Source organism: Luteimonas fraxinea, from assembly GCF_021233355.1.
Classification (GTDB): Bacteria; Pseudomonadota; Gammaproteobacteria; order Xanthomonadales; family Xanthomonadaceae; genus Luteimonas; species Luteimonas fraxinea.
In genome coordinates, this window is sequence record NZ_CP089507.1 from 148226 (window position 1) to 168717 (window position 20492).

Annotated in this window: 19 protein-coding genes; 5 read left to right on the forward strand and 14 right to left on the reverse strand. The window is 68.2% G+C overall.

The features are described from left to right. Positions 1–79: 79 nt before the first annotated feature. Positions 80–1030, reverse strand: coding sequence for a sigma-E factor negative regulatory protein (locus LU699_RS00695; RefSeq protein ID WP_232134867.1), 951 nt, complete (start codon positions 1028–1030; stop codon positions 80–82). Next, positions 1027–1653 carry an RNA polymerase sigma factor RpoE gene (rpoE, locus tag LU699_RS00700; RefSeq protein WP_232134865.1) on the reverse strand — a complete coding sequence of 209 codons (627 nt, stop codon included), beginning with the start codon at positions 1651–1653 and terminating at the stop codon, positions 1027–1029. Before rpoE ends, LU699_RS00695 begins: the two co-directional genes overlap by 4 nt. A gap of 274 nt (positions 1654–1927) precedes the next feature. On the opposite strand from rpoE, the gene LU699_RS00705 reads away from it, so the two are divergent. Continuing rightward, positions 1928–4009 (forward strand): 3-hydroxyacyl-CoA dehydrogenase NAD-binding domain-containing protein, encoded by a 2082-nt coding sequence (locus tag LU699_RS00705; RefSeq protein ID WP_232134863.1) that lies wholly within the window; start codon positions 1928–1930, stop codon positions 4007–4009. 170 nt (positions 4010–4179) lie between these two features. On the opposite strand, the gene LU699_RS00710 is transcribed toward LU699_RS00705, so the two are convergent. Then, on the reverse strand, positions 4180–4761 hold the full coding sequence (locus LU699_RS00710; protein WP_232134861.1) for a TetR/AcrR family transcriptional regulator: 582 nt from the start codon (positions 4759–4761) through the stop codon (positions 4180–4182). A gap of 79 nt (positions 4762–4840) precedes the next feature. Here LU699_RS00710 and LU699_RS00715 point away from each other — a divergent pair, with 79 nt between their 5' ends. Beyond that, positions 4841–5104, forward strand: a complete 264-nt coding sequence (locus LU699_RS00715; protein ID WP_232149208.1) for a hypothetical protein — start codon at positions 4841–4843, stop codon at positions 5102–5104. Between the two features lie 45 nt (positions 5105–5149). On the opposite strand, the gene LU699_RS00720 is transcribed toward LU699_RS00715, so the two are convergent. The 4 genes from LU699_RS00720 to mltG are packed head-to-tail and all read right to left on the reverse strand — an operon-like array spanning position 5150 to position 8277. Further along, positions 5150–5509: a PilZ domain-containing protein gene (locus LU699_RS00720; RefSeq protein WP_232134856.1), complete on the reverse strand. Its 360-nt coding sequence runs from the start codon at positions 5507–5509 to the stop codon at positions 5150–5152. A 22-nt stretch (positions 5510–5531) separates the two neighbouring features. Then, complete coding sequence (locus LU699_RS00725) at positions 5532–6464, reverse strand: DNA polymerase III subunit delta' (protein WP_232134854.1); 933 nt, start codon at positions 6462–6464, stop codon at positions 5532–5534. Further along, a complete protein-coding gene (gene tmk / locus LU699_RS00730; protein ID WP_232134853.1) occupies positions 6461–7102 on the reverse strand; it encodes a dTMP kinase in 642 nt (213 codons plus the stop codon). The genes LU699_RS00725 and tmk overlap by 4 nt, the downstream gene beginning before the upstream one ends. Continuing rightward, positions 7099–8277, reverse strand: a complete 1179-nt coding sequence (gene mltG / locus LU699_RS00735) for an endolytic transglycosylase MltG (RefSeq protein ID WP_232134851.1) — start codon at positions 8275–8277, stop codon at positions 7099–7101. Before mltG ends, tmk begins: the two co-directional genes overlap by 4 nt. A 132-nt stretch (positions 8278–8409) precedes the next feature. Between mltG and LU699_RS00740 the strand changes: the two genes are divergently transcribed. Further along, positions 8410–8745, forward strand: coding sequence for a hypothetical protein (locus LU699_RS00740; RefSeq protein ID WP_232149206.1), 336 nt, complete (start codon positions 8410–8412; stop codon positions 8743–8745). Between the two features lie 17 nt (positions 8746–8762). Here the strand turns inward: LU699_RS00740 and LU699_RS00745 are convergent, their stop codons facing one another. The 4 genes from LU699_RS00745 to LU699_RS00760 form a co-directional block, all read right to left on the reverse strand. Beyond that, positions 8763–10112, reverse strand: coding sequence for an aminodeoxychorismate synthase component I (locus tag LU699_RS00745; RefSeq protein WP_232134846.1), 1350 nt, complete (start codon positions 10110–10112; stop codon positions 8763–8765). Between the two features lie 40 nt (positions 10113–10152). After that, positions 10153–12039 carry an ATP-binding cassette domain-containing protein gene (locus LU699_RS00750; protein WP_232134845.1) on the reverse strand — a complete coding sequence of 629 codons (1887 nt, stop codon included), beginning with the start codon at positions 12037–12039 and terminating at the stop codon, positions 10153–10155. 257 nt (positions 12040–12296) lie between these two features. Continuing rightward, the gene (locus tag LU699_RS00755; RefSeq protein ID WP_232134842.1) at positions 12297–13889 is read right to left on the reverse strand and encodes a protein adenylyltransferase SelO; all 1593 of its coding nucleotides are present in this window, start codon (positions 13887–13889) and stop codon (positions 12297–12299) included. Then, entirely contained in the window at positions 13886–14560 is a 675-nt protein-coding gene (locus tag LU699_RS00760) for a glutathione S-transferase (RefSeq protein ID WP_232134841.1), read from the reverse strand. The genes LU699_RS00755 and LU699_RS00760 overlap by 4 nt, the downstream gene beginning before the upstream one ends. Before the next feature lie 210 nt (positions 14561–14770). Between LU699_RS00760 and LU699_RS00765 the strand changes: the two genes are divergently transcribed. Then, the gene (locus LU699_RS00765) at positions 14771–16627 is read left to right on the forward strand and encodes a DEAD/DEAH box helicase (RefSeq protein ID WP_232134840.1); all 1857 of its coding nucleotides are present in this window, start codon (positions 14771–14773) and stop codon (positions 16625–16627) included. 261 nt (positions 16628–16888) lie between these two features. Further along, on the forward strand, positions 16889–17644 hold the full coding sequence (locus LU699_RS00770; protein ID WP_232134839.1) for a type 1 glutamine amidotransferase: 756 nt from the start codon (positions 16889–16891) through the stop codon (positions 17642–17644). A gap of 28 nt (positions 17645–17672) precedes the next feature. On the opposite strand, the gene LU699_RS00775 is transcribed toward LU699_RS00770, so the two are convergent. From LU699_RS00775 to LU699_RS00785, 3 genes are all read right to left on the reverse strand, one after another. Beyond that, positions 17673–17894, reverse strand: coding sequence for a hypothetical protein (locus LU699_RS00775; RefSeq protein WP_232134838.1), 222 nt, complete (start codon positions 17892–17894; stop codon positions 17673–17675). Then, on the reverse strand, positions 17891–18640 hold the full coding sequence (locus LU699_RS00780) for a sulfurtransferase (RefSeq protein WP_232134837.1): 750 nt from the start codon (positions 18638–18640) through the stop codon (positions 17891–17893). Before LU699_RS00780 ends, LU699_RS00775 begins: the two co-directional genes overlap by 4 nt. Before the next feature lie 232 nt (positions 18641–18872). Next, the gene (locus LU699_RS00785) at positions 18873–20447 is read right to left on the reverse strand and encodes a leucyl aminopeptidase (protein ID WP_232149205.1); all 1575 of its coding nucleotides are present in this window, start codon (positions 20445–20447) and stop codon (positions 18873–18875) included. Positions 20448–20492: the final 45 nt, after the last annotated feature.

Sequence of the window (20492 nt, forward strand, 5' to 3'; positions counted from 1 at the left end):
TGAGGGGGATATGCGTTGCGACACGATGTCGCGGCCACCGCGTGGCCGCGCACTGGGTCAGAAGGCGTGCCGATACGACTCAGGGCACCGCGCGCAGCTGCGGGCGTGCGGCATCGGCGGGATCGACCGGGAAGCTCGGCAGCACGTGGCTGCCCGACGCCTGCGGCGCATCCCACGACGGTGCGGCGAACGCATCGCCATAGCGCACCGAGAAGCTGCTGTTGGCCGACAGCGAAGACGCCTTCGGCCAAGGACGCGACACGGCAGGCGCTTCCGGCAAGCCGGTCGCGATCGCCGATGTGGACGCCAGCGCACGCGCCGCAGCGGCATCGTTCGACACCGCAGGCCGCGGCGGCGCAGCGGACGCGACCATACGCGCCTCCGACACTTGGCGCGTCTGCGTATTGCGCAATGCGGCGCGCTGCGACTGGCCGCGCGAGGCGCGATCGCCGTTGCCGCGACGCGGCACTTCAGCCACTGCCAGTGCGGCGGCGCCGGCCACCGCAGCGGTGGCTTCGAGCGGCGATGCCGCCACGAGCGCGGACGCATCCGCGGTGGCGTCATGGGCACTGGGGATCGCCGGCGCGATAGGCGCGGCGTCGGCGACCATCGGCAGAACATCGTCCGTATCGTCGAAGGACGCGCCCGGACGGCCGACGAACAGCGCGACCAGTGCAACCGATGCCGCCAGCGCGGCACCACCGCCCCAACGCAGAAAACGCGGGCGCTTCGCTGACGTGACCGGCGCGATCACCACATCGCCTGCGGCGATGCCACGCGCGATGCGGTCGGCGAAATCGGGCGGCAGCAGCGAGACCTGACGGCCCCGCAGTACGTCGCCGCAGACCTGCCAGCGCTCGAAGCAGCCGGACAGTTCCGCATCGTGTTCGAGCCGGCGGCGCAGGAAACGCGCCTGGTCCTGCGACAGCTCGCCATCGAGCATCGTCGACAGCTGCTGGCGGTGGAACCGCTCGAGCTTGTCGGGGTCCGGGCCGATCTGCAGGGTATCGATGTCGTCGGCAGTGTTCATCGGGTCACGCGCTCCACTTGTCTTTCGTTGTCCATCAAAGGTCGCAATTCGCGATCGATCGCTTCGCGCGCCCGGAAGATCCGGGAGCGGACGGTGCCGATCGGGCAGCCCATGCGTTCGGCGATCTCGTCGTAGCTCAAGCCATCGACCTCGCGCAGGTTGATCGCGACCCGGAGTTCTTCGGGCAGTGCTTCGACCGCGCGCATCACCGTTTGTTCCAGCTGCTGACGCATCAGTTCGCGCTCGGGCGTATCGCTGTCACGCAAGCGGATACCGCTTTCAAAATGCTCGGCGTCCTCGATGTCGATGTCGTCGGTCGGGGGCCGGCGGTTGTGCGCCACCAGATAGTTCTTCGCGGTGTTGACCGCAATCCGGTGCAGCCAGGTATAGAACTGCGCATCGCCGCGGAAGTTCCCCAACGCGCGATACGCGCGGATGAAGGTTTCCTGGGCGACGTCCTGCACTTCGCTCCAGTCGGACACATAGCGCCCGATCAACGCCGCGATCCGATGCTGGTATTTGCGTACCAGAAGATCGAACGCCGCGGTGTCGCCCGCCTGCACCCGCTTGACCAGTTCCTCGTCCAGTTGAATCCGCTCCTGGCTGTCGTGTTCTTCGACCATCGGCCGGATCTCCTTAGGGACACCCGGCCTGGCTCGGGTAGTTAGGACAGGTCACTGCGCGAAAAGTTCCGTCACAGGCGGTGTGGCATCGTCGCCGCGTCACCGTGCTGCAGTTCTTGGGGCGGCGCCTGCGCCCTGCAAGTCGTGGAGGCGCCTCCATTCGACACCGCACGCGGCGATCGATTCAAACGCCGCTTTCAAGCGCCGATTTGACGGCGTGGAAGCAACCTCGGGATCATAGGCGGATCCCCCATACCTTCAAGAATGGTGCCGTATGTTTGCAGGCCTTGACGGGCTTCGCTTCAGTCATTGGCAAGCCGAGCCGCGGGAAGACGGTGTGCTCGTGCTGTCCTTCGACCGCGCAAACGAATCGGTCAATACGTTCGCCCAGGACGTGCTGATCGAACTCGATGCCCTGCTCGAACGCCTCGCGCTCGATCCGCCCAAGGCGCTGGTCATCCGCTCGGCCAAGGCCAAGGGCTTCATCGCCGGCGCCGATATCCGCGAGTTCCAGGCGTTCGACGCCAAGGGCACGATCGGCGATTCGATCCGCCGCGGCCAGATGACGTTCCAGCGGCTGGCCGAGCTGCCCTGCCCCACGGTCGCCGCGATCCACGGCTTCTGCATGGGCGGCGGCGCTGAAATTTCGCTGGCCTGCGACTACCGCGTCGCCAGCGACGATCCCTCGACGAAGATCGGCCTGCCCGAAGTGAAGCTCGGCATCTATCCGGGCTGGGGCGGCAGCGTGCGTCTGCCGCGACTGGTCGGTGCGCCGGCCGCGTTCGACATGATGCTCACCGGTCGCGCGTTGTCGGCGAAGGCCGCGCGCAGCATCGGCCTGGTCGACAAGGTGGTCGAGCCGGCGCTGCTCGTCGATGCGGCGATCGCACTCGCGCGCAAGGGCACGACGCGTCCGTTCAAGCAGCGCTTCATGGGTTGGGCGACGAACATCTGGCCAGTGCGTCAGGCGCTGGCACCGGTGCTGGTCAAGCAGGTCGCGCGCAAGGCGAAGAAGCAGCATTACCCCGCGCCCTACGCGATGATCGAAACCTGGCGCCGCGCGTCGGGCGACACGCGCAGCCTGCTGGCGGCAGAGCGCAAGTCGGTGGTCAAGCTCGCCGGCACGCCAACCGCGCGCAACCTCACCCGCGTGTTCTTCCTGATGGAGCGCCTCAAGGGCCTCGGCGGCAAGGCCGCCAGTGGTCATGCACCGATCCGGCGCGTGCACGTGGTCGGCGCCGGCGTCATGGGCGGCGACATCGCGGCGTGGTCGGCCTACAAGGGCTTCGACGTCACGCTGCAGGACCGCGAGCAGCAGTTCATCGACAAGGCGCAGGCCCGCGCTGCGACGCTGTTCGAGAAGAAGGTCAAGGACCCCGCCAAGCGCCCCGAAGTCGCTGCGCGCCTGCGCTCCGATCTCGCCGGCGACGGCATTGCAGATGCCGATCTGGTGATCGAGGCGATCGTCGAGAATGCCGAGGCCAAGCGCAGCCTCTATGCCGATGTCGAACCGCGTCTGCCGGCCGATGCGCTGCTGACGACGAACACCTCGTCGATTCCGCTCGACGAACTGTGCACCGGCGTGCAGCGCCCGGGCCAGTTCGCCGGCCTGCACTACTTCAATCCGGTCGCGTCGATGCCGCTGGTCGAAATCGTCCACCACGACGGTGTCGACGAGGTCACCGCGCAGCGTCTGGCCGCGTTCTGCAAAGCCATCGACAAGCTGCCCGTTCCCGTTGCTGGCACGCCGGGCTTCTTGGTCAACCGCCTGCTGTTCCCCTATATGCTCGAAGCCGCGAGCGCCTACGCCGAAGGCATTCCGGGCAAGGCGATCGACAAGGCTGCAGTCGACTTCGGCATGCCAATGGGCCCGATCGAACTGATCGACACCGTGGGTCTGGATGTCGCCTCCGGCGTCGGCCAGGAACTCGCACCGTTCCTCGGACTGCGCATCCCCGCCTCCTTGGCCACGCCGCCCGAACCGGGCCAGCGCGGCAAGAAGGACGGCCAGGGTCTCTACACCTGGGTCGAGGGCAAGGCGCAGAAGCCCGAACTGCCGAAGGACTACAAGGCGCCGGAGGATCTGCAGGACCGCCTGATCCTGCCGTTGCTCAACGAGGCCGTCGCCGCGCTGCACGACGGCGTGGTCGCCGATGCGGATCTGCTCGATGCAGGCGTGATCTTCGGTACCGGCTTCGCACCGTTCCGTGGTGGTCCGATCCAGTACATCCGCGAAACCGGCGCCGACGTCATCGTCGAGCGCCTGCGCACCTTGCAGGCACGCCACGGCGACCGCTTCGCACCGCGTCCGGGCTGGGACAATCCGGCGCTGCAGCCGGTGCCGCGTACGGCCTGATGCATCCGCAGGCGCGACGCACGTCGCGCCTATGTGGGGGTAGATCGTCTGCAGCGATGCGCTTATGCGCTCGCGTCGTTGGATACGCAGCGTCTGAAGAATCCCGCCTGCTGCGCGTCAGCTTCCGTAGCGTTCGCGCGTTTCAGCGACGATCCGCTTAAGAAAAAAGCTCAGTCCGAGTGCCGAGTCGCCAAGCCCGCGGCGCGCGATTCCAGCGCGGCGATCAGCGCGTCGCGCTCTGAGGCCGTCAGGTCGAGCATCTCAAACGCGTCGCCAAAGAACAGGCCGTCGAACGCGAGCGTGACCAGCAGCGCTTCGACGAAATCCGGGCCCAGTTCGCGCAGGCGGCCCGCATGCTTGGCCGCGTACTGCCGCGGCGAATCCATCAGGTCGGGCGTGTTGACCGCCGCAGCGATGAAGGACTGGGTCGCCTTCGGGCCGTGCAGCCGCTTGGCCTCGAGCCCCTGCCGCTGGGCATGCACGAAGGCCTGCAGATAGCCGCCCGGATTGGCCGGGAACATGGTCTCCGCCATTTCCAGATCGCGATGGTGTTGATCCATGTGGTGCTCGACCACGCCCTTGAGCAGCAGGTCCTTGCTCGCGAAGTGGTACAGCAGGCCGCCCTTGCTGACACCCGCCTCCGCGGCCACCGCGTCGAGGGTCAGGTGCGCGGCACCGACGCGATCGGACACGGCGAGCGCCGCATCGAGGATGCGGGCGCGGGCGTCGCTGCGGGGCTTGCGGGTGGTCATGGGCACGCGTCTTGACGAAGGAGCGGAGATTCTAGACTATACCGTCCAGCCGGTTTAGTTGACCTGAAGGATTCCCCGCATGCATGCCCTTCCGAATCCGTCGAGACACGCGCCGACCCGGGTGCAGCCGGCCGTGCCGGATGCCTACGCGGCGATGGGCTGGATCGAGGAGTTCACCGAACTCGCGCGCCTGGCGATCGAAGAAGAGGACGACGAGCTCCTGCGTCGCAGTTACGAAGACGAGCTGTTGCGCCGCGCGGTGTATCTGCGCGCAGCGGGTCTGTTCGATGTCATGGACATCCGGCATCCCGCCTTGCGCGCGATGCTCGACGACGCGCGCTGAGCGCATCCGTCGCAACAGGTCGCCCGCGCGATGCGGGCGACGGACTTACATCGTGTGGGTCGACTTCTCGGATTGCAGCGTGCCGGCGAGCAAGGTCTCGATCCGGTTCTTGACCGCCTCGCCTTCCGGCGTATCGGCGAACTGCACGCCCACACCTGCGGTGCGGTTGCCCTGCGCGCCGGCTGGCGTCACCCACACCACCTTGCCGGCGGTCGGCAGGCGATCGCTGGACTCGGGCAGCGTCAGCAGCAGGAACACCTCATCGCCGAGGAAGTAGCGCTTCGGCGTCGGCACGAAGATGCCGCCGTGCTTGAGATACGACATGTACGCGTTGTACAGCGCGGCCTTGTCCTTGACGGCGAGCGAAAGGATGCCCTGACGTGCCCCAGCAGCGGTTGCGCTCATGGATCGGTTTCCAGCGAAGAAGTCAGTTGCGGGCGACAGTGCCGCGCCAGGCCAGCAGCAGCTCGGCGATGGCGAGATCGGCGCGCACCGTGGTCCTGAGCAGATCACGGGTGCGGTTGGCAGCGTCGAACCACGCGGCCAGCTTCCCGATTCCCGTGACATCGGTCAAGCCGGACGCACGCGCGAGTGCGAGATCGGCGGCATGCGCGACGCGCTCGGACGCATCGTCGCCACTCGCCCAGCGCTGCGCGGTGGCGACGACCGGCAGATCACCCTTCGCCACACCGGCGAGATCCTTGGCGACCTCACGACGCAACGCCATGCCGCCACCGTCGAGCCATTCGGCGGCGAGGCCCGGATGCCCGCGCGCGGCGTCCAGCGCTTCGATCGCGTCGACCTCCCGATGGCCACGCCCTGCAAGCCAGGCCAGCGCTTCCTCGTGCGGCGGCAGGCGGAACTCGATGCGCTGGCAACGGCTGCGGATCGTCGCCGGCAAGCGCAGCGGATTGGCTGCGACCAGCCACAGGTGACGCCCCGGCTGCGGTTCTTCCAGCGTCTTCAGCAGCGCGTTGCAGGCGGACGTGTTGACCGCGTCGGCGGGATCGACGATCGCGACCTGCGCGCTTCCGTATTGCGGCGTCAGCGACAGCTTCGCCGACAGCTCGCGGATCTGGTCGATGACGATCTCGGTGCGCAGCTTGGTGCCGTCCTTGGTCGGCACGAACGAGACGCTGTGGAAATCGGGATGCGTGCCGGCCGCGAGCAGCTGCGCGCTGCGCACTTCGCGATCGAGGCCGAGCACGTGCGCGGCCAGTGCATCGGCGACCGCGCGCTTGCCCAGACGCGCCGGGCCGCAGAACAGCAACGCATGGCCGAGCCGGCCGCTGTCGAGCGCGCTGCGCACCTGGTCATGGATGCGCGCCTGCCACGGCGCGAATGCCGGTTGCGCGCTCATGCCGCGGCCCGCGCCGCGCGCAGGGCCTGCACCGCATCGGCGGCGACGACATCGGCGCTGCGGGTCGCGTCGATGACGCGGATACGGTTCGGCTCGGCGTGTGCACGCGCGAGGAAGGCGCTGCGCACGCGCTCGAAGAACGCGTCCTGTTCGGCCTCGATGCGGTCCGGAAACGCGTCGCGGCCACGCGCGCGTTCGCGGCCCTGCGCCACGCCCAGATCCAGAAGCAATGTGATCGCAGGCGCGATGCCGACGTGCGCGGTTTCGAGCGCGGCGATGCGCGCCGGATCGATGCCGCGGCCGCCGCCCTGATAGGCGTAACTGGAATCGGTGAAGCGGTCGCTGATCACCCAGGCGCCGCGCTCGAGCGCGGGCAGGATCGTCTCCTGCACATGCTGGGTACGCGCCGCGAACATCAGCAGCAGTTCGGTGTCCGGGCGCGCGGGTTCGTGGCCGGGATCGAGCAAGAGGCCGCGGATCAGCTCGGCCAGCGGCGTGCCGCCGGGCTCGCGCGTGCACACCACTTCATCGCCGTCTGCCGCCAGCGCATCACGCAGGGCGCGCAGCACCGTGGTCTTGCCGGCGCCCTCGCCGCCTTCGATCGTCACGAAGCGCGGAAACGTACGGAGTGCGCTCACTTGTCGCCGTCCGCTGCGCCCGTGGCGGCTTCGACTTCCACCTCGTTCGGCGGCGCGGCTTCACCGCCCGCGGCTGCTTCGGCCGCATTGCCGCTGCTGGCGTCGCCGCTGCCGAACTTCGAACGGTAGCGGCGCACGTACTCACGTACCGCGACGTTGTGCGCCGCGTAGGTCGGCGAGAACACATGGCGACCGCTGCCGTCGCCGACCGCGACGAAATACAGCGCATCGCCGTCTTCGGGATGCGTCGCGGCCTGGATCGCGGCGGCACCGGCCATCGCGATCGGCGTCGGCGGCAGGCCGTCGCGGGTGTAGGTGTTGTAGGGCGTGTCGGTCTGCAGATCGCTGCGACGGATGTTGCCGTCGTAGGCAGTGCCCATTCCGTAGATCACGGTCGGATCGGTCTGCAGCCGCATGCCGATCTTCAGACGGCGATTGAACACGCCGGAGATCGCCGGGCGCTCTTCAGCGATGCCGGTTTCCTTCTCGATGATCGAGGCCAGCACCAGCACCTGCTCGCGGTCCTGCAGTTCCAGACCGTCCGCGCGCGACTCCCAGGCGCGCTCGACTGCGGCTTCCAGCGCGGTATTCGCGCGGCGCAGCAGGTCCACGTCGCTGTCGCCGGTGGTGTAGAGATAGGTCTCGGGCAGGAAACGGCCTTCGGGATGCACGCCGGCCTTGCCGAGGGCGTCCATCAGCGCGGCGTCGTCGATGTCCTGCAGCGTCTGCACAAGCGGCGTGGCGCGACCGAGTGCAGCGCGCAGCTCGCGGATGTTCCAGCCTTCGACGATGGTGAAGCGGTGATGGATGACCTTGCCGTCACGCATGCGTACCAGTAGATCGCGCGGCGTGGTGGCCGGGTCGAGCGGATATTCGCCGACCTGGATGCGCGCATCGGCGCCCAGTTCGTGCGCCAGCAGGCGCCATTCGAGTTCGTGCCCTTCCACCGCACCAGCCTCGCGCAGGCGACCGAGCACGCGCTGGAACGAATCGCCGCGTGCGACCACCAGCGTGCCGTCGGTCGACAGGCCAGTCAGCGGCGCGTCCGCGAAGCGGCTGTAGCGCGCATGCAGGAACCAGGCGGTGAGACCGGCCAGCAGCGCGACGATCACGAGCCCGCCCAGCAGGATCTTGCCGATGCGGCGACGGGGACGTGGCGGTGCGGATTCGGTCATGGGCGGCGTGGGCCGTCGATGCGGGAGGGGCGTGCAGGATACCGTGGCCGGCGGAAGACCATGCAAGGCATGGCCGGTGCGCGCGGCGTACGCCGTCTGTGAAAGACACAGCACATCCATGCGGAGTACGCCATGCAGCAGACCCGGATCACCGGCTACCAGGTGATGTATTCGGCCAACCGTTTCCCGCCGCGCATCTGGCTGCACGGCGGCAACGGCTCGATCGGCCAGTTGGTCTTCCACGCCAACGGTGAAGTGCTGCCCGAGGACGCCATCCAGGGCGCCGCGCCGTCATTGCATTACCACCTCGACGATTTCCACAACGCGCTCGACGTGCTGCGCAACGAGAGCCCGGTGTGGCTGCTGTATTCGGGCAGCGGCGGCGGTTACGAGAACGGCCTGCGGACCGACCCGGAAGGCGTCGGCGAAGGCGAACCGCGGCTGCGCGCGATGGCGCGGAGCGACTGACGCGAAGTCGGCGCGGATCAGCCTGAAAAACCGAGCGCCCACAGTGTGCCGCGGGCCTTGGCGCGGGTCTCTTCGAGCTCGCGGTCCGGATCCGAGTCGGCAACGATGCCGGCGCCGGTGCGGAAGCGTGCGACATCGCCTTCGACTTCCGCGCTGCGGATCAGGATGTTGAGGTCGAGATCACCGTCGCGATTGAGCCAGCCCATTGCGCCCGTATAAGCGCCGCGGCCCTGCCCTTCGAGCTCGGCGATGATCTGCATGCAGCGCACCTTGGGACAGCCGGTGATCGTGCCGCCCGGGAACACCGCGGCAATCGTGCGGCCCGGCGTCGCGTCAGCGCGCAGGCGGCCGCGGACGTTGCTGACGATGTGATGCACGTGCGCGTAGCTCTCCACGCACATCAGTTCGTCGACCTCCACACTGCCCGGCACGCAGACACGGCCCAAGTCATTACGTTCGAGATCGACCAGCATCACGTGCTCGGCGCGTTCCTTCGGATGGCCGACGAGCTCCTGCACGCGCGCGGCATCGTCATCGCCGTCGAAGCGCGCACGGGTGCCGGCGATCGGGCGCGTTTCGACCAGATCGCCGCGCACTGAAACGAGCCGTTCCGGCGACGCACTCGCCACCGCCCAGCCGTCGCCCTGCAGCAGGCCGGCGAACGGCGCGGGATTGTGTTCGCGCAGGCGTGCGTACAGCGCCGCAGGATCGAGCGCGCCGTGGAAACGCGCCTGCCAGCCGCGCGACAGGTTCGCCTGGAACACGTCGCCGGCGGCGAGGTAATCGAGCACCCGGCGCACGCCGTCAGTGAAGCGCGCGGGCACGTCTTCATCGAGCGTTTCGGGCGGATACCACGTCGAGGGCGACGCTACCGTGGCGCCCGCAGCCGCGACGAGCTCGGCGAGCAATGCATCCGCGCCGGCTTCGGCGACGGCGATGCATTCGCCGGTCGCGTGATCACGCAATACCGCAGCCGGACAACGCCAGGCCACCGAGACCGGCAGGCTGCCGACCGCGGCCGGAAGATCCAGCACCGGCTCGACCTGCCCCGCCAGCTCATAGCCCAGATACAGCGCCCAGCCGCCGCGGAACGGCCAGCGCGGTTCGTCACGCGGCATGCGCAGAGCCGACCACGCAGCATCGAGTGCCGCGAGGAAATCGCCACCGACGCTGGCGCCCGTCGCATCCCGGGTGATGCCATCGACATCCAGCTGCAGGCGCGTGCCATCCGTCGCCAGCAACAGATCCCAGCGCGCATGCGCAGTGCCGTGCGCGACCGACTGCAGCAGCAGCGGGTGACGCGCGGGCGCCGCGCGTTGCAGCGCCAGCAGGTCGGTCTCGGCAGGCAGCGGACAGGTGATCAGCACGGCGACGTTTCCAGTGGGCCGCGTTATGCGGCAGCAGCGATCAGGCGTCGAGTTCGGTCCAGCGCAGGTAGGCCGCATCGAGTGAGGTCTGCGTGTCCTGCAGCTGCTGCCCGTGCGCCGCGATGGCCTCGGCGTCGCGCTGATAGAAGGCAGGAGTATTCATCTCACCGGTCATGCGCGCGATGTCACCTTCCAGCTGCTCGATGCGCAGCGGCAGCTGTTCGAGTTCGCGCTGATCCTTGTAGCTCAGCTTGCGCTTGGCGACCGGCGCCGGCGTCGACGGCGCAGCAGTTGCCGCGGCCGTGACGGCGGCCTTCGGCGCGAGCGTCGTGCCCGGCAATGCAGCGCCCGGCTGCGGCCGCTGGCGCAGCCAGTCCTCGTAGCCGCCGATGTATTCGCCGACGCGGCCTTCGCCTTCCATCACCAGCGTCGATGTCACCACGTTGTCGAGGAAGTCGCGGTCATGGCTGACCAGCAGCAGCGTGCCGGGGTAGTCGCCCAGCAGTTCTTCGAGCAACTCCAGCGTTTCGACGTCGAGATCGTTGGTCGGTTCGTCCATCACCAGCAGGTTCGACGGCTGCGCGAACAGCTTGGCCAGCAGCAGACGGTTGCGCTCGCCGCCCGACAGACGGGTGATCGGCGCACGCGCGCGTTCTGGCGTGAACAGGAAATCCTGCAAGTAGCCGATCACGTGTTTGCGCGTGCCATTGATCTCGACGAAATCCTGGCCTTCGGCAACGTTCTCCAGCGCATTCCAGTCTTCGCGCAGCGTCGCGCGGTACTGGTCGAAGTACGCGATCTGCAGCTGGGTGCCGGTCTTGACCTCGCCCGCCTGCGGCTGCAGCTCACCGAGCAGCAGTTTCAGCAGCGTGGTCTTGCCGGTGCCGTTGGCGCCGATCAGGCCGATGCGGTCGCCGCGGAAGATCGTCGTCGAGAAGTTTTCGATGAGCGTGCGCTCGCCGAACGAGAACGAGACGTCCTGCATCTCGACGACCTTCTTGCCCGACGCATTCGCCGACGCGGCGGCCATGCGTACGTTGCCCGTCAGGTCACGACGCTGGCTGCGCTCCAGGCGCATCGCCTTGAGCCGTCGCACGCGACCTTCGTCGCGGACACGGCGCGCCTTGATGCCCTGGCGGATCCAGACCTCCTCCTGCGCCAGCATCTTGTCGAAGCGCTGTTGCTCCTGGGCTTCGGCGTGCAGGCGCTCCTCGCGGCGACGCACGTAGTTGTCCCAGTCGCCGGGCCAGCTGGTCAGCGCACCGCGCTCGATCTCGACGATCCGCGTGGCGAGTGCGCGCAGGAAGCGCCGGTCATGGGTCACGAACACCAGCGCGCCCGGCCACTGCTTGAGGAAACCCTCGAGCCAGTCGATCGCGGCGATGTCGAGGTGGTTGGTCGGCTCGTCGAGCAGCAGGATGTCGGGCGCCGACACGACCGCACGCGCCAGCAGCACACGACGTTTCATGCCGCCCGAAAGCTTGGTGAACGCCGCATCGCCGTCGAGCTGCAGACGTTCGAGCACTTCGCTCACGCGCTGATCGATCCGCCAGCCATCGAGCGCCTCGACCCGCGCCTGCACATCGGCGAGCGCGTCGTAATCCTCCGCGTGCAGCAGACGGTGGTATTCGGCCAGCGCCGCGCCGGCATCGCCGAGCCCGCCTGCAACGACGTCGTACACGCTGCCGTCCGCGCCCGCAGGCACCTCCTGCTCGAGCCGCGTGACGCGCACGCCCTGCTCGCGGCGGATTTCGCCGTCGTCGGGTTTCAGCTCGCCATCGATCAGGCGCATCAGCGTGGACTTGCCGGCGCCATTGCGGCCGATCAGCGCAATCCGCTCGCCGCGTTCGATCGAAAGCTCGACACCGTCCAGCAGCAAGGGTCCGCCGACGCTGTAGTCGACGTCATTCAAGGTCATCAAAGGCATCCGCCCATTCTAGCGGGTCGGCGTGGATCGGATGCGGGTTCGGCGCGACGGCTGTGGACTTGCGCGGCGCTCTGAGCCCCTCTCCCTCCGGGAGAGGGGTTGGGGTGAGGGAGCGCGCGCAACTCGCCAACCGGAAAAAAGGCGCCCCCTGGGAAGGCCTCAACCCTCACCCCACCATCGGCATCCGCCGATGGTCCTCCCCTCTCCCCGGGGGAGAGGGGCGCACGCGTTCCGCCTTGCGGCGGAACGTCAATTCATCACGAACTGCACGACAGCATCGAACACCCCGCCTTCGTCCGCGCCCAGTCCGGGCGCTTGCCGGCGAACGCTTCGCAGCCGGGTTGCTCGTCATACGGCCGACGCATGACATCCAGCAGTTCGACGATGCCGGACGGATCGCCGGTTTCGGCGCGGTCGATCGCCTGCTGTGCGAGATAGTTGCGCATCACGAAGCGCGGATTGGCCGCGTGCATACGGGCACGGCGCGTGTCGCTGGACTCGCCTGCTTCACGCAAGCGCGCAGCGTAGGCAGCCAGCCATGCGTCGAACTCGTCCTGCACCTGCGCGCGCTTTGTATCGTCGTAGAACGCATCCGCCACGACGTCCATCGACGGCGCCTCGGCGTCGAGATCCGCGAGCCCGCGGAAGAACAGCGTCATGTCGACCTCGCCGGCCTGCAGCAGGCCGTGCAGCCGCTGCATGCGTTCGACGTCGTCGTCGCGGCACTCGGGCAGGCCGAGTTTCGCGGCGATGGTCTCGCGATCCAGCTGCGCGTACGTCGCCGCATACGCATCCAGTCCGGCCTGCAAGGGCGCGACATCGCCGAACAACGGCGCCAGTGCCTGCGCCAGACGTCCGAGATTCCAGTGCGCGACGCGCGGCTGCCAGCCGAAGCGGTAGCGGCGCCCCTGCGCGTCGGTGGTGTTGGGTGTCCAATCCGCGTCGTAGTCGTCGACCCAGCCGTAGGGACCGTAGTCGATCGTCAATCCGAGGATGGACATGTTGTCGGTATTCATCACGCCGTGCACGAAGCCGACGCGCATCCAGCCGGCGATCATCGCCGCCGTGCGCGTGCAGACCTCGGCGAACCAGTCGCCGTACAGGGCCTCGCCCTCGCCCGTCAGATGCGGGAAATCGCGGGCGATCGTGAAGTCCACCAGCTGCCGCAACAGCGTGGTATCGCCACGCGCGGACGGCAGCTCGAAGTGACCGAAGCGGATGAACGACGGCGCGACCCGGCACACGATCGCGCCCGGTTCGGGCGCGGCGTTGCCGTCATAGAACATGTCGCGGACCACGGCGTCGCCCGTACCCACCAGTGACAGCGCCCGCGTCGTCGGCACGCCCAGATGGTGCATGGCCTCGCTGCACAGGAATTCGCGAACAGACGATCGCAGCACTGCACGGCCGTCGGCGGTGCGCGAATACGGCGTCGGGCCAGCACCCTTGAGCTGCAGTTCCCAACGACGGCCGTCGGCGGCGACGCCCTCGCCCAGCGTGATCGCGCGGCCGTCGCCGAGCTGCCCGGCCCAGTGGCCGAACTGGTGACCGCCGTAATTCGAGGCGTACGGCGTCATGCCGGGCGTCAGCGCGTTGCCGCCGAACACCGCGGCGAACTCCGGTGACGCGACCGTGCCCGCATTGAAGCCGAGCGCATCCGCCACCTCCGCCGAGTACGCGAGCAGGCGGGGCGCTGCGACCGGCGTCGGCAGTACCGGCGACCACAACGCGCCCTCGACCTGCCGCCGTCGAGCGCCGGTTTCAGCATCACCCGGCAGCGAGCGGACGAAGCGGTTGTCGAACGTCAGCGCATGCGCGAGCGGCACGGACGCCGGGGCAGTCTCGGTCATCGCCCCAGCTCGAACGGGCCGCCTGCTTCCAGCGCCTGCTGATAGGCCGGCCGCGCATGGATGCGCTCGACGAAGCGGCGGATGTTCGGCCCGACGCGATCGGCGGCACGCACCACGGCCGCTTCCAGCGGAAAACTCATCTGGATGTCCGCCGCGGTGAAACGGTCGCTGGCGAACCACTGGTAGGCGCCGAGTTCGCGCTCGATGTACTGCAGATGCGTCGTCAGCTGCGGGCCGACGAAGCTCTGCATGGCCTTGTCGGCGATACCCCGGGCGATCGGCTTCACGAAGAACGGCATCGGCGCTGTGCGCAGGCGGCCGAACACCAGCGACAGCAGCAGCGGCGGCATCGCGGAGCCTTCGGCGTAGTGCAGCCACTGGCGATAGCGCAAGCGTTCGTCCTCGTCATCCGGGGCCGGCGACAGCGCGTGATCGGGATCGAAACGCTCGACCAGCGCCTCGATGATCGCGCCGGATTCGACCAGGCGACGCCCGTCCATCTCGACCACCGGCGACTTGCCCAGTGGATGCACGTCACGCAGCGCCTGCGGCGCCAGCATGGTCTTGGGATCGCGGGCGTAGCGCACCACTTCATAGGGCTGGCCGAGTTCTTCCAGCAGCCAGAGCACGCGCTGGGAGCGCGAGTTGTTCAGGTGGTGCACGCGGATCATGGGGGCAACTCGAAGCGGAATCCCGTCATGATGGGGGCGGTATCGCCCGGACCGAAGCGTTCGGGTGCACCCTCTTCCGCATCTGTTCCCGCAGGTGAACGCCAGCCATCGGCGCTGCGGAATCCCGACTCGCGCGACTGCGGCGTCGCGGGCCGCCCGCTACACTATGCGGTTCCCCGACCGGCTGCGCCGGCGCTAAGAGACCGAACCATGAGCGCCGAGTCGCCCATCACCGCTGCCGAGACCCCCAAGTTCACCGATCTCGCCCTGCCCGAGACCCTGCTGCGCGCACTGACCGCGGTCGGTTACGAGTCGCCGTCGCCGATCCAGGCCGCGACCATTCCGCCGCTGCTCGAAGGCCGCGATCTGCTGGGCCAGGCGCAGACCGGTACCGGCAAGACGGCCGCATTTGCCCTGCCCGTGCTGGCGCGCATCGATCCCGCGCAGCGCAAGCCGCAGGCGCTGGTACTCGCGCCGACGCGCGAACTGGCGATCCAGGTTGCCGAAGCCTTCCAGAAGTACGCGGCGTTCATGCCCGGCTTCCACGTGCTGCCGATCTACGGTGGTCAGGGCTACGCCCAGCAGCTGAGCGCGCTCAAGCGCGGCGTGCAGGTGATCGTCGGTACGCCCGGCCGCGTGATCGATCACCTCGAGCGCGGCTCGCTGGATCTGTCCGAGCTGCGCGCCCTGGTGCTCGACGAAGCCGACGAAATGCTGCGCATGGGCTTCATCGACGACGTCGAAGCCGTGCTGAAGAAGACGCCGGAAACGCGTCAGGTCGCGCTGTTCTCCGCGACGATGCCGAGCCAGATCAAGCGCATTGCCCAGACCTATCTGAAGAATCCCGTCGAGATCGCGATCAAAGCGACCACGACGACCGCCGCCAACATCCGCCAGCGCTACTGGATGGTCAGCGGCGTCAACAAGCTCGACGCGCTGACACGCATCCTCGAGGCGGAGCCCTTCGACGCGATGATCATCTTCGCGCGCACCAAGTTGGCGACCGAGGAACTGGCGCAGAAGCTGTCGGCGCGTGGCCTGTCGGCCGCGGCGATCAACGGCGATCTCGACCAGAAGCAGCGCGAGCGTGCGATCCAGAACCTCAAGGACGGCCGTCTCGACGTGCTGGTGGCGACCGACGTCGCCGCGCGCGGCCTGGACGTCGACCGCATCAGCCACGTGCTGAACTACGACATTCCCTACGACACCGAAAGCTACGTGCACCGCATCGGCCGCACCGGCCGCGCGGGTCGCAGTGGCGAGGCGATCCTGTTCGTGGCCCCGCGCGAGCGCGGCATGCTCGGCGCGATCGAACGTGCGACGCGGCAGAAGATCGATCAGATGCAGCTGCCGAGCGTCGATATCGTCAACGAAGCGCGTGTGGCGAAGTTCCTCGAGAAGATCACCACCGCGCTGGGCAGCAGCGAGCTGGGCATGTTCCGCGAGCTGATCGAACGCTACGAGCGCGAGCACAACGTGCCGGCGGCCGAAATCGCCGCTGCGCTGGCCAAGGTGGTCCAGGGCGACACGCCGCTGCTGCTGGAGCCGCCACGCAAGCCGGAGAAGCCTGCGTTCGAGCGCGAGTTCGTCGAGCGTCCGGGTGGCCGCGAGGCCTCGCGTACCGCGCGCGAACCGCGTGAAGCCCGCGAGCCGCGCGAAGCGCGTCCGCCGCGTCCCGACACCGGTCCGCGTGATCCGGACGTCGGCATGGAGACCTTCCGCATTGAAGTCGGTTACGTGCACGGCGTGCAGCCGGGCAACATCGTCGGCGCGATCGCCAACGAAGCGGATCTCGAGAGCAAGTTCATCGGCCGCATCGACATCCGCGACGACTACAGCCTGGTCGACCTGCCGGAAGGCATGCCGCGCGAACTGCTGGAGCACCTGAAGAAGGTCCGCGTCGGCGGCCAGCCGATCCGCATCCGCCGCGCCGAAGACGCCGACATGACCGCGGCCCCGCCGCGCGCCAAGCGCCCCTTCGGTGCGAAGCCGCCGGGTCACAAGCCGGGCGGTTTCAAGCCGGGCGGCCCGCGCAAGGGTCCGCCGCCGCGTCGCGATCCGCGCTGAGGCTTAGTGGAGCCGTCAGGGCGTGAGGTTGTAAGACGTCAGTAGAGCCGCTCGTCGCCCCAGCGAACGCTGGGGCCCATTTTGATCTTCCACGACGAAGCTCTACATCAAAATGGATCCCGGCGTGACCAGACATGCGTCTGTTGAAAGCCGCCGGGATGACGGTGCCCATTGGCCGGCGACGGCCGACTTGTCGAGGCGTCGGCTGGATTATCGAGTCCGGTAGGCGCGTCGCTCGAGCGTGCCCACTAGAATCGACCCATGTCCCGCATTCTTGTCTTCCAGCACGTCGCCGCCGAACCGCTGGGCACGCTCGATCCGCTGATCCGTCGGCGCGGGCATCGCATCCGTTTCGTCAATTTCGAACGCGAACCCGACGCGCAGCCGAGCGTGGATCGCTATCGTGGCCTCGTCGTGCTCGGCGGGCCGATGAATGTCGAGGAACGTGAGTCGCGTCCGCATCTGCTCACGGAGCTGCGTGCGATCGAACGCATGCTCGAACTCGGCCGGCCTGTACTCGGCATCTGTCTCGGCGCACAGCTGCTCGCGCATGTCCTCGGTGCACCGGTGCGGCGCATCGAACGACCGGAGATCGGCTGGTATCCGCTGCTGACGACGGAAGCGGGCCAGGCCGATCCCGTGCTCGCCCCGCTCGGCGCCGCGTCGCCGGTGTTCCAGTGGCACGGCCGGCATTTCGAAGTGCCGTCGACCGCGGTGCATCTCGCACGCACCGACAGCTGCGAGCAGCAGGCTTTCCGCTACGGCGACAACGCCTACGGCTTCCAGTTCCATCTGGAGATGGACCCGCCGTTGATCGAACGCTGGCTCGCCACGCCCGCCTACCGCGACGAACTTGCGTCGTCCGGTCTCCCGCACGACGACGCCGCGATCCGCGCACTGACGCAGACCCACATCGCCCCGATGCAGGCGCAGGCCGAAGCGGTGTTCAACAATTTTCTCGATCTCATCGGCCGTCCCGACCGGCGTTTCGTGTTGCCGTCGCGCGAGTTCGGCTGAGGCACAGGACGCGGAACCCGGACAGGGATTACCGGAGTTTGAGTTCCGGCATCGGCATGTCCGGCAGGCGCACTTCAGGCCCCAGCACATGGAACAGCTCGCCCAGCGTCGGCCAACCGAATATCGGCGCGAGCCACCAGTAGGCGGCGATCACGATCAGCACCGTGACGATCAGCCGCAGCACCACGCCGGCGACCTTGAAGGCCAGCCAGATGCCGAGAATCACGAGGACGAAGCCGAGCCAGGTCATGCGGGCACGCCATCGCGCAGCGGGCGCAGTTGCGGATCCAGCGCGACGCGGTCGTCGAAGACGAAGCAGCGTCCGTCGTAGCCGAATCCGCCGACCTGCTCGAAGTAGCCGAGGATGCCGCCATCGAGCTGCAGCACGTTGTCCATGCCATCGGCGCGCATCCACAGCGCGGCCTTCTCGCAGCGGATGCCGCCAGTGCAGAAACTCACGACCGTCGCATCGCGCAATGCCTCGCGATGCGGGGCCAGCGCGTCCGGCAGTTCGGTGAAGTTGTCGATCGGCAAGGTCAGCGCATCGGCGAACGTACCGAATCCGAACTCCTCGCGATTGCGCGTGTCGAGCAGCACGAGACGTTTGCCGGCATCGTCGTGGCCCTGCGCGATCCAGCGCGCCAGCGTCTCCGGCGCTACATCCGGCGCGCGCGCCGGTGCGCCGAGCGGCATCGCTTCGGGTTTGCGGAAGCTGATGATTTCCGGCTTGACCTTGACCTTGAGTCGCGCGAACGGCAGCGCGTCACTGCGGCTGCGCTTGACCTGCAGCGTCGCGAAGCGCGCATCGCCGCGCACGGTGTCGACCAGCGTGTCGATGGCTTCGATGCTGCCTGCGAGGAAGAGATTGATGCCCTCGGGCGCAACCAGCACCGTGCCGCGCAGCTCGCCCGCCTCGGCCAACGCGTGCAGCCACGCGGCGACGGCATCCGGATCGTCGAGGGCGACGAAGTGGTAGGCGGCGAGGTTGTCGATCATGGGCGCAATTGTAGCGGGGCCGGCAGCAGGCCTTTGCTTTGAAGCCTTCCCCCGCGTGCGGGGGAGGGTTGGGTGGGGGCGAACCTTCAGGTCAAGGCTCGCCACAAATACTCAAGGACTTCTCACGAAAAGGAGACGCGACGATCGGGGACTTCGCCCCCATCCCATCCTTCCCCCGCATGCGGGGAAGGAGCCGTCCTGTGCATGTAGCACCGCCTCGCGCAGAGACGGATCAACGCTCGTAGTTGTCCCGCACGAACCGGTCGAACAGCCGCACGCCATACGCCGACGCCCCTGCGGGCGTCGTCGACAGTTCGTTGCCGTCGCGCCAGGCCATGCCGGCGATATCGAGGTGCGCCCACGAACGACCGGCGTCGACGAATTCACCAATGAAGTGCGCCGCCGTGCCCGAGCCCGGGCGACCACCACCATTGCGCATGTCGGCGATCGGCGATTCCAGCAGCTTGCCGTAGCCCGGATGCATCGGCATGCGCCACACCGGCTCGCCGGCGGCCTCGCCCGCGCGCTCCAGCTGCGCGGCAAGCGCGTCGTCGCGGGTGAACAGGCCGGCATAGTCGTTGCCCAGCGCGGTGACGATGGCGCCGGTCAGCGTGGCGATATCGACGATCACGCGCGGATTGTCCTGGCGCTGCACGTACCAGAGCGCGTCGACCAGCACCATGCGGCCCTCGGCGTCGGTGCTGATGACTTCGTACGTCTTGCCGGCCGCAGTGCGGATCACGTCGCCCGGGCGCGTGGCGGAACCCGACGGCATGTTCTCGGCCAGCGCCGAGACCGCCACCGCGTTGACCTTGGCGTTGCGGCCGGCGAGCGCGAGCACGGCACCGGTCGCGCTCGCAGCGCCGGTCATGTCGTACTTCATGCGCCACATGTTCTCGCTGGGCTTGATCGAGATACCGCCCGAATCAAAGGTGATGCCCTTGCCGACGAACGCGATCGGCGCTTCACCGCGCGTGCCACCGGTGTAGCGCACGACCAGCATCCGCGGCGGACGCACACTGCCCTGCCCCACGGCGAGCAGACTGCCCATGCCGAGACGTTCCATCGCCGGCACGTCCAGCACTTCGATGCTCACGTTCGGCTTGCCTGCGAACGCTTCGCGCGTGCGGGCCACGAACTCTTCCGGTCCGAGCGCATTGGCCGGCTCGGTGACCAGATCACGCGCGAACTTCACGCCGGCTGCGACCGCCTTCCAGTCCTCGTTCCAGGCACTGGCGGCGCCAGCGCCCGCCGGACTGCGCACGACCAGCGTGCCGGTGCCGGCCGCATCGTCCGGTTTGCCAGTGGTGCGGTACTGGTCGAAGCGGTATTCGCCCAGCGCGGCGCCGAATGCAAGCTGCGCTGCGGCGTCGGCTTCGGCGCCTTCCCACAGCACGTCGACCTGCGGCGCCTTGCTGCGCGCGGCGAAGCGGCCGATCAATCCGCCGACATCTTCGATACGACGCGCATCGGGCGTGCCACTGCCGGTGCCGACCAGCAGCACGCGATCGAACCCGGCGATGCCCGGCAGATCCAGCTGGCTGTCGGCCTTGCCGCTGAAACCCGCCGCGGTGATTGCACGCGTCAACGCGCCCTGGCTGCCCGCATCGATACGCGCGAACGCACCGTCGCGTGCGCCACCGTCCGCCAGTTCCGGCACTGCCAGCACCAGCGTGCCGCTGGCGGGGGCTTCGGCAGCCTCGAAGCGGATCTCGCGCTGTGCGGCGGCAGGCAGCGCGGCCAATGCGACGATCAGGACGATCGGCGCGGCGAACAGGGTGTGCAAGGGCGTGCGGCGTGAGCGCATGGAATCTCCGGGCAATGGCTGGGGTCTACCGCGCATGGACGCGGG

What these genes read in the sequence shown, in the direction of transcription:
- LU699_RS00715 (WP_232149208.1), top strand. Translation starts at nt 4,841, where the DNA reads ATGCATGCCCTTCCGAATCCGTCGAGACACGCGCCGACCCGGGTGCAG.
- LU699_RS00725 (WP_232134854.1), bottom strand. Translation starts at nt 6,464, where the DNA reads ATGAGCGCGCAACCGGCATTCGCGCCGTGGCAGGCGCGCATCCATGAC.
- LU699_RS00755 (WP_232134842.1), bottom strand. Translation starts at nt 13,889, where the DNA reads ATGACCGAGACTGCCCCGGCGTCCGTGCCGCTCGCGCATGCGCTGACG.
- LU699_RS00750 (WP_232134845.1), bottom strand. Translation starts at nt 12,039, where the DNA reads ATGCCTTTGATGACCTTGAATGACGTCGACTACAGCGTCGGCGGACCC.
- LU699_RS00760 (WP_232134841.1), bottom strand. Translation starts at nt 14,560, where the DNA reads ATGATCCGCGTGCACCACCTGAACAACTCGCGCTCCCAGCGCGTGCTC.
- LU699_RS00720 (WP_232134856.1), bottom strand. Translation starts at nt 5,509, where the DNA reads ATGAGCGCAACCGCTGCTGGGGCACGTCAGGGCATCCTTTCGCTCGCC.
- LU699_RS00785 (WP_232149205.1), bottom strand. Translation starts at nt 20,447, where the DNA reads ATGCGCTCACGCCGCACGCCCTTGCACACCCTGTTCGCCGCGCCGATC.
- LU699_RS00695 (WP_232134867.1), bottom strand. Translation starts at nt 1,030, where the DNA reads ATGAACACTGCCGACGACATCGATACCCTGCAGATCGGCCCGGACCCC.
- LU699_RS00770 (WP_232134839.1), top strand. Translation starts at nt 16,889, where the DNA reads ATGTCCCGCATTCTTGTCTTCCAGCACGTCGCCGCCGAACCGCTGGGC.
- LU699_RS00780 (WP_232134837.1), bottom strand. Translation starts at nt 18,640, where the DNA reads ATGATCGACAACCTCGCCGCCTACCACTTCGTCGCCCTCGACGATCCG.
- LU699_RS00710 (WP_232134861.1), bottom strand. Translation starts at nt 4,761, where the DNA reads ATGACCACCCGCAAGCCCCGCAGCGACGCCCGCGCCCGCATCCTCGAT.
- LU699_RS00765 (WP_232134840.1), top strand. Translation starts at nt 14,771, where the DNA reads ATGAGCGCCGAGTCGCCCATCACCGCTGCCGAGACCCCCAAGTTCACC.
- rpoE (WP_232134865.1), bottom strand. Translation starts at nt 1,653, where the DNA reads ATGGTCGAAGAACACGACAGCCAGGAGCGGATTCAACTGGACGAGGAA.
- LU699_RS00775 (WP_232134838.1), bottom strand. Translation starts at nt 17,894, where the DNA reads ATGACCTGGCTCGGCTTCGTCCTCGTGATTCTCGGCATCTGGCTGGCC.
- mltG (WP_232134851.1), bottom strand. Translation starts at nt 8,277, where the DNA reads ATGACCGAATCCGCACCGCCACGTCCCCGTCGCCGCATCGGCAAGATC.
- LU699_RS00705 (WP_232134863.1), top strand. Translation starts at nt 1,928, where the DNA reads ATGTTTGCAGGCCTTGACGGGCTTCGCTTCAGTCATTGGCAAGCCGAG.
- LU699_RS00740 (WP_232149206.1), top strand. Translation starts at nt 8,410, where the DNA reads ATGCAGCAGACCCGGATCACCGGCTACCAGGTGATGTATTCGGCCAAC.